Genomic DNA, 7,663 nt, shown 5'->3' with positions numbered 1-7,663 from the left:
CAAGCTAAAAGTTCTAAGTTAGTACTGGCCGAGCTTCCAGCCACGGTGTAGCCCATCACCTGCGGTGCGCTTTTCGCACAGGCGATCCTGTGACACGGCGAGAGTTGCGCAGCAACATGCTTTCGAGCGCGAGTCATGGATGACGAGCTGGCCGTTAAACCAGGGATGTTGTTGTGAATACGTCCATGTAGCCTCGACGAAAACGTCCCTGTTTTCGACGGTCACAGTTTCGCCTGTGCCTGGAATTAGGTGTATGTCTGCGGGCATATAGGTAACTTCAAACAAGTTAGTTCTCACAGAATTGCACCAATTCCCCCTTCGGAGCCGCCGCTGGCGTTGTTGCAAATTGGCGTAGCCGAGACAGGGATGTCGAGGCTCGAAGGTCGAGCAAGGCGAATGTTGCGAAGCAACAAGTTCATGAGCGCGAGCCAAGGAAGGCGAGCTGGCCCTTATGCATGGATGCATTTGGCGAGTCCTGAGTGTAGCCAATTTGTTTCATAAGCCAGCGGGGATTTCGGCTACGTCGGGGTGTCCTTGGGGATGCAAGGGGCTTTGGACAAGCAAAGCCCCTTGCCCGGTGTGGTTTGGCGAGTGTCGCGTAGCGACTGGCTACGAGCGAGAGCCAGGGATGGCGAACTGGCCGTTGTGCATGGATGCATTTGTTTCACGACCTTAGGCCGCTGGCACTACGGCCAGCAGAGCTTTAAGCTCAAAATAGCCAAATAACCTAAGTTGAACTTCCAGCAACTGATGTCTCTCATTGCCTGCCGCGGGCTTATGCACAGACGAGCCTGTGACACAACATGAACACGTCCCTGTTTCGACAGCCACAGTTCCGCCATTTCAAAAGACTCAGTTCCACTACCCGCTTCCCCCAAGCCGCTGCTTGGAGATCATTTAGCCATCCAAAAGCCTTCAGCTTATGTTCATCAAAGGCCACTTATTCTGAAACCACTGATGGGGAATTGCATCGCAAGGCCTCAGTTAGCTCACTTGCCAGGCTGGTAACCATACCGGCCTAAAGGAGGCAACCATGAACAAGCTGAAAATCTGGCTGCAGCACAGTGTGCTTATCCTGTGTCTGTTTGGCCTGCCAACTACGGCGCTGCAGGCCGCCGAATCCGGCAGTGATATCCGGGAACCCGAGCTGATGCAGCTGCTCTCCCCTATCGCTCTCTATCCGGACACCTTGTTGACCCATATGCTGATCGCCTCAACCTATCCACTGGAACTGGTGCAGGCACAGCGCTGGCGCAAACAGCGCAGCCATTGGAGCAATGAACGCCTGATGGCCGAAGCCGAGAACCAGGATTGGGATCCCAGTGTGATGGCGCTTATCGCCTTTCCGGAAGTGTTGAATAGGATGAGCACAGATCTGGACTGGACCGCCCGTTTGGGCGAAGCCTTTATCGCCGATGAAGGCCGGGTGATGGATGGGATTCAAACCCTGAGACAAGCTGCCTGGGATGCCGACTCATTAAATGACCTGGGTAACCTCAACGCCAGACGCGACGAACGTCAGATAGTGATAGCACCGACCCGCACCGAGGTGATCTATGTCCCTTACTACGACAGTCGCCGTGTCTATGGCCACTGGCACTGGAGCAGCTATCCGCCTATCTATTGGGACCCTTTCCCCGGATATGTACGCTACCACTCCAGTCCGTTTTACTGGCGCAGTGCCGGGGTTAGCATTTCATTTAACTTCTTCTTCAGCGCTTTTCATTGGCATGACAGAGTGATCTGGGTCGATTATCGCCACAAACACTATAATCACTACCGGCCAAGACTGGCCTATAGCCAGGGAGCCCAGCGCTGGAGCCATAACCCGCACCACAGACGTGGCGCCCATTATCGTCACCCTGGGCTGCAACAACGCTACAACAAGGCGGTATACAACAAGCCGCACAAGCGTTATGAATCCCAGGCCCGCAGCTTCAACCATAGCCAGAGGCTGCATCAGGACAGAAACAAGCAACAAAAGCAGTTGCAGCATGAGCTAAAAAAGCGCAGGGAACACAATAGCCGCGAATGGCGCGCCGGTGACAAGAGGGAAAAGATGCATAAGGGCAAGCCACAAAAGGTTCGCCAGCTGTCACAGCAGCCGTCATATAGGAGTGCCAGTAGCAGTGCCAACGCCGTCGACAAAACGATGCGGGTTAAACATCAGGCCAGAGACAGGCAGTTGCAACAGGCAGATAAACAACAGCAGCCACAGAGACACTATCAGCCTCAGAGTCAATCGAAGGTGCAGCATCAGCAGCGAGCTCAGCCACAGCGCCATCAGGCGGAGCGACGCCAGCCCAACCGTGCTCAGGAGCACAGACAACGTGCAATGCATCAACAAAGAGAGCGTTGAGCAAAGAGAGCGTTGAAAAAGCCGGGTTAAAGTAGCACTTGCCCTAAAGTGAAAACGAATGAAAAAGACAGGTCCAGCACTGGCCTGTCTTTTTGGGTGTAGTTGTATGACTCAGATAAAGCCGCTCAGACGGCTCTGTCGTCGTACAAGTCGATTTGAGTCAGCGCTGCCACTTCTTCGATATAGGCACGCACTCTGGCCGGGAATACCAGCCCCTTGACCATGGTCAGGTTTCTCAGACCGGGGAACAGGTTGATATCATCAATACTCAACTTATTGCCCCGCTCCGACGGCAATTGCAGCCAGTCGAGCTGCGGCCAACACTTAGCCAGCCCCTCAAGATAATCGGCCGTTTGCGCAAGCGCTTGCTCGAAAGACATCTCTATCATGGCGCTCTTGTTTTGGGTAAACCAGGCAATCGCCTCTTGGCTGCCAAATTCGGGCAGACCGAGCAACACACTGCGGGGATAGAGCAAGCGACTGCTGAAATAACCGGATGCCTCCTGCCATTGGCTGACAGCATCGGCCTGGCTGGCAAGGGTAATGACCGGCTTACCATCCAGATTATCCAGATAGCTGACGATATCCAGGCTCTCGGCCATGAAGCTGCCATCGGCTTTTTGTAAAATGGGCACCATATTGGCACCGACCATAGCTATTCTGGACTCCACATCATGGTTTTGCAGATAGACCCGCTCCACCGGCAACGCCTTAAGCCCCACCAGCATCATAGCCTTGACGCAATAGGGACAATGGTCAAACACAAAAAGCTTCATCAGTACTCCTTAGCTTCCTTGGAACTGTCAGGACCATCAGCATATCCTCCGAGGCCAGAAACAGGCAACTCCTGACTGGCCGGCGGTGCAAACAGCAAACGCCAACGCTGCCTGAAACTAAGGCCGGGGCGGCTCACTTCCGCCAACATATCGCGCCACTCGGCAAAGGTGACTGTCACAGGATTAAAGCTGTTCACCGGCTTGGTAATACCATAGCGCACGGTTTCCCGCTCCGGCTCAAAGCTGCCGAATAATCTATCCCAAATGATCAACACCCCGGCGTAGTTCTTATCTATGTACTGAGGATTACGGCCATGGTGCACCCTGTGGTGGGACGGCGTGTTGAATATCCACTCCAAGGGCCCAAGACGTTTGATGGCCTGGGTATGGACAAAAAATTGCAGTCCCAGATTAAGCAGCACCACAAATACCACCCAGTTGGGATCGAAGCCTATGATCACCAAGGGCAGCCAAAACAGCCACATGCCCGCCAATGGGTACATCAGGCTCTGACGAAAGGCGGTGGAAAAATTCATGTTTTCCGAGCTGTGGTGCACTACATGGGCGGCCCACATCCAGCGGCATCTGTGGCTGGCCCGGTGGAACCAGTAATAGCAAAAGTCCTGCCCCAGCATCAGCAGCACAAAGGTCCAGCCATTCATCTCAATGTCGAACAAACGCCAGCCGAATAACCACAAATACAGTTTGGCCAGCAGTAACCCTGTAAGAATATCGGCGCCCTGGTGCATGCCAGCCAGCACAAAGTTACAGAAAACCTCCGCCGGTCGATAGCGGGCATTCTCAGGCAAACGTCTGAGGCGGTCACCGAAAAACCACTCCAATGCCATACAGATGAAGAACAGCGGCGCCAATACCAGCAGCAGCCATTCAGGGTGGGAAATAAGTAAATTGAAATCCATTTTTATTCCTTTTATTCCAGCTCACCACTTGGCAAAGTGATCTTCTGTCAGGCCGCTCTGCTGCACCAGCTCATGGCGCTTGCCCAGGGAGTCTTTGACCCAACCGGAAAACAGCCCGGTATACTGGCGAAAATTGCTTTTAAGCAGCCCCAGGTTGAGCCTTTCGCTGCGGCACCCCAAGGGCGAAAATGCCAACTCCAGATCGCCGCGCTCAGACCAAACTCGCCATTGGCCGTCTGATGCTGCCATGCGGTCAAACTCAAAATGCACCGGCGACAGCAAATGCCTGGCACCATCAACCCAGAGCACGTTTTCACAAGAGCCGGTTTCGTTGACTCCGGCCGCCAGGTTTAGCCCCAACCCCTTACCCTCAATATCGGCATTGATAGAGGCCCAGCGCCAACTAGTTTCCCGGCGCATAAAGCCTGCGGAAAAGTCATAACCGGCTCTGGCATGCAGCAGCGGCTGGGGTTCATGATTGAAGGACAACTGGCCGGAGACCTTGAGGGCATTGTGTTTCTGGGTATAGGTCCAACCGCTGTAACCGGTTGGACTGCAAAGCGCCATCGGCAAGCTGAGCGGTTCGGGAACCAAGGTCAGTTCCCCTTCGAGTGGCATTCCCTGTAGTTTAAGATCCAGACTCAGTTGCCATTGTCCCTGCTCACGCCGAAAGTGAATGCCGCCCATACGGCTCTCCCCCTGCCATGGCGAACGGCTCAGGTTAAAACCAGCGGGTGGCCGCAGCAGATTCTGCTGGTACATGCGACGACTCTGCACATCAAACAGATAACAGAAACCACTGCCAAGATAGGCGATATCCGCCAAGGCAACGCCCAGCATCCATCTGGGACTGTTAAGACCAATAAACTCAAACTGCTTATAACTGCAACGCTGTTTCAGGCGTGAAACCCTGCGGTCCATCTCATTGAACAGCTGAAAGTCTGCCAATCCCAGGCTTTTTGGCGGCCCGTCGAAATGACCAAACAGAGGCCGGCCGTGAACATCTATCAAAGAGTCAGGTGCCGCCTGAGTTGCAACCCCGGATTGAGTCGTCGGCAAAGGCCCGGATTTCAATTCCAACATATTCCCAACAGGTGTTTTTAGAGCAATAACTTGACTCTACCCTGTCGCCGTCGGAGATTGAAGTCTTGAATGTTACAAAAATGAAAAAACCCCGCTATACGGGGCTTTATCCGGTTTACTGTGTCATTCAGAAACGGTAACTGAGGCCGACGAATACCCCTTGATAGTCGAAGTTATCCGTCTTCAGATACACGTATTCAGTATTGATACCCAGATTGTTGCGGAAACGATATTCCCAACCGGCTGCCGCATGCAGGCCATTTTCAGTGTCATTGAAGCCGGCGCCGTCTTTGGTATATTGATATTCAAGTTTAACCCTGGCAGCACCCAGCTTGGCATAGAAGCTGTTGCGCTCGGTAAAGCCCCAGCGGCCATAAAGAGACACTCTCGCCGCCTCGAAGCTATCCATCTGTAACTCGGTAATGCCGGAGGTAAAGGCATGGACTATACCGGCGTCGGACCAAAGGTAACCCGCTTCAACACCCCAGTTTGGCGTGAAATGATAGCGATAATAAAGCTCTGTGCCCCAGCTGTCTGAGCTGTCGTTGTCTTCGGCGTTACCGGCATCGGGATTGAAGCGGCTGATGTCATCATCATTCTGCACTCCAAGGCCTATACTGCCCCCGATAACATGTTTGCCTTCTGCGGCGTTGGCTGCCGGTGCCATCAAGGTCGGCGTCACCAGTGCAGCAGCCAATATAACGTACTTCATACGATTCCCCCATGATTTATAAGTGTTTTACGCGCGGATATTGCGCTTCGCTGTCTGAACCCTGACTGAACCAAAGTCGGTTATCTGCCATTGCCAGATGCTGGAAGCCAAACTCAAATCTGGTTATCCTGATGCCACCTTTTTTACAGCTTCGGATTTTTATGAAACGGCTTGCTACCTTGATGCTGGGGTCGGCGCTGCTCTTTGGCTGCGCCAGTCATACCCCCAACTTTATTGCCCTGAGCCCTGAACTGCCTGCGGTCACGCCACAGACTTCGCTGGAGCCTGCTCTGGCGCTGCAAACCCTGGATACCCGCACCGCCAACTTTATTGTGCGCTTCAATGAAGATGGCAAAGCCGCACGTCTGGTCAGCCCGGCCGAGCCCCCCAGGGCCCAATTGGATCAACTGTTCCGCCAAGGTTTTGCCAAGGCCGGATACCGAATCGATCCCGCCAGTGGGAAAGAGGTACAGTTGCAGCTGATTGAATTGCTCACAGATGTGGATGAATCCAGCTTCGGCTTCGAAGCCAAAACCAATGTCAGCATCAATCTGCTGGCGAAAAACAGCAGCCATACCCTGACCAAGCGTTATAAGGCCAAGGGGCTGCTCAAGGGGCCATTCAGTGCCGACTTCGCCTCGCTGGAACTGGACATGAACAAGCTGATCACCCAGTTGAGCGGCGAAATACTCAACGACCCCGAGCTGCACAGCTTTTTGCAGCAGTAATTTATTAGGCCGGTCTGTGACTCACAAGCCGGCCCGTCTGCAACACTATGATAAGGAATCAGGTCATGAGCCGATGGATACTCGCAGCCGTATTGATGCTGACCAGTCAGCTGGCGCTGGCATTGGATATACAAAAAGACAATCTCTACCCCCAAGTGGAATTTGATACCAGCATGGGCAAAATCGTGGTCGAGCTCGATCGCACCCGGGCGCCCATCACTGTGGACAACTTTCTCACCTATGTGGTGCGCGGCGACTACAACAACACATTGTTTCATCGCATTATTGCCGATTTCGTGGTTCAGGGCGGCGGCCTCAGCCCCAAGTATGAAGAACTGCCTTCAGACAAGCCGATAGTCAATGAGTCGGGCAACGGCCTATCCAACAGCCTAGGCACTATAGCCATGGCCAGAGAGAATGCCCCCCATTCGGCCACCCGCCAGTTTTACTTCAATGTGGCCGACAACAAAAAGCTCGACCCATCCTCCAGGCGCTGGGGCTATGCCGTATTCGGTGAAGTCAGCCAAGGGCTTGAAGTTCTTCAGAATATGGCGCTGGTAGAGACAGGCACCAACAGCACCTTGGGTTGGCCCGATGTGCCGGTTACCCAGGTTTTGTTGAAGAAAGCCACACTTCTGCCCAGAAATTAACCCCAGGCACGGCTCAGTATCAAAAAGCTGTCTATACTGAACCTGGCAAACATAAGGAGGCGATCTGATGACCCCGGAAGAGTTCATCGATGTGAAAGCGCCCCAACTGGCTCATTACGGCAAAGCATTCTTGAGCGACAAGCTGGAATTTAATGAAGTCAGATTGTATCTGTGGGATACCCTGGAAGAATGGCATCAGCTGAACTTGCAGGGGGAAGCGCAAACGGATGTCGAACGCGTATTTTGGCACTTGTTGTACGCCTTCGATAAATGGCCCGATTGGGTATTGCGCGGTAACCAGTTTTTGCGCCAGCAACTGGACGACTGCTGTGAATACCTGTTCGGTGGTGGCCCCATACCCGAAGGCTGTATCGGCGTCAGGCCCTGAGACAGACGTTAAGCTACCCCGCCCGGGTGACACTTTAATGACACGGG

8 protein-coding genes are annotated in these 7,663 nt (G+C 53.5%); 4 read left to right on the top strand and 4 right to left on the bottom strand.

Features of this window, described 5'->3' with window-relative positions:
- Positions 1–1,033: 1,033 nt before the first annotated feature.
- Positions 1,034–2,359, top strand: coding sequence for a DUF3300 domain-containing protein (locus ACF8D4_RS07235; RefSeq protein WP_392465102.1), 1,326 nt, complete (start codon positions 1,034–1,036; stop codon positions 2,357–2,359).
- Positions 2,360–2,484: 125 nt separating this feature from the next.
- Here the strand turns inward: ACF8D4_RS07235 and grxB are convergent, their stop codons facing one another.
- The 4 genes from grxB to ACF8D4_RS07215 all read right to left on the bottom strand — a co-directional run bounded on the left by grxB (position 2,485) and on the right by ACF8D4_RS07215 (position 5,850).
- Positions 2,485–3,135 carry a glutaredoxin 2 gene (grxB, locus tag ACF8D4_RS07230; RefSeq protein WP_208125000.1) on the bottom strand — a complete coding sequence of 217 codons (651 nt, stop codon included), beginning with the start codon at positions 3,133–3,135 and terminating at the stop codon, positions 2,485–2,487.
- The gene (locus ACF8D4_RS07225) at positions 3,135–4,055 is read right to left on the bottom strand and encodes a sterol desaturase family protein (protein ID WP_226684730.1); all 921 of its coding nucleotides are present in this window, start codon (positions 4,053–4,055) and stop codon (positions 3,135–3,137) included. Before ACF8D4_RS07225 ends, grxB begins: the two co-directional genes overlap by 1 nt.
- A gap of 21 nt (positions 4,056–4,076) precedes the next feature.
- On the bottom strand, positions 4,077–5,138 hold the full coding sequence (locus ACF8D4_RS07220; protein WP_392465100.1) for a DUF2804 domain-containing protein: 1,062 nt from the start codon (positions 5,136–5,138) through the stop codon (positions 4,077–4,079).
- Positions 5,139–5,265: 127 nt separating this feature from the next.
- Positions 5,266–5,850 (bottom strand): porin family protein, encoded by a 585-nt coding sequence (locus tag ACF8D4_RS07215; protein WP_144162359.1) that lies wholly within the window; start codon positions 5,848–5,850, stop codon positions 5,266–5,268.
- Positions 5,851–6,011: 161 nt separating this feature from the next.
- On the opposite strand from ACF8D4_RS07215, the gene ACF8D4_RS07210 reads away from it, so the two are divergent.
- The 3 genes from ACF8D4_RS07210 (at position 6,012) to ACF8D4_RS07200 (ending at position 7,616) form a co-directional block, all read left to right on the top strand.
- Positions 6,012–6,578, top strand: a complete 567-nt coding sequence (locus tag ACF8D4_RS07210; protein WP_025889928.1) for a YajG family lipoprotein — start codon at positions 6,012–6,014, stop codon at positions 6,576–6,578.
- A gap of 65 nt (positions 6,579–6,643) precedes the next feature.
- Complete coding sequence (locus tag ACF8D4_RS07205; protein ID WP_028779732.1) at positions 6,644–7,228, top strand: peptidylprolyl isomerase; 585 nt, start codon at positions 6,644–6,646, stop codon at positions 7,226–7,228.
- 67 nt (positions 7,229–7,295) lie between these two features.
- Complete coding sequence (locus ACF8D4_RS07200) at positions 7,296–7,616, top strand: hypothetical protein (RefSeq protein WP_025011704.1); 321 nt, start codon at positions 7,296–7,298, stop codon at positions 7,614–7,616.
- Positions 7,617–7,663: the final 47 nt, after the last annotated feature.

This window comes from Shewanella sp. YQ_9 (assembly GCF_043103185.1).
In the GTDB taxonomy this organism is placed as follows: domain Bacteria; phylum Pseudomonadota; class Gammaproteobacteria; order Enterobacterales; family Shewanellaceae; genus Shewanella; species Shewanella algae.
Note: the sequence above shows the minus strand (reverse complement) of the source record. Positions and strands in the feature narration are given on the sequence as shown.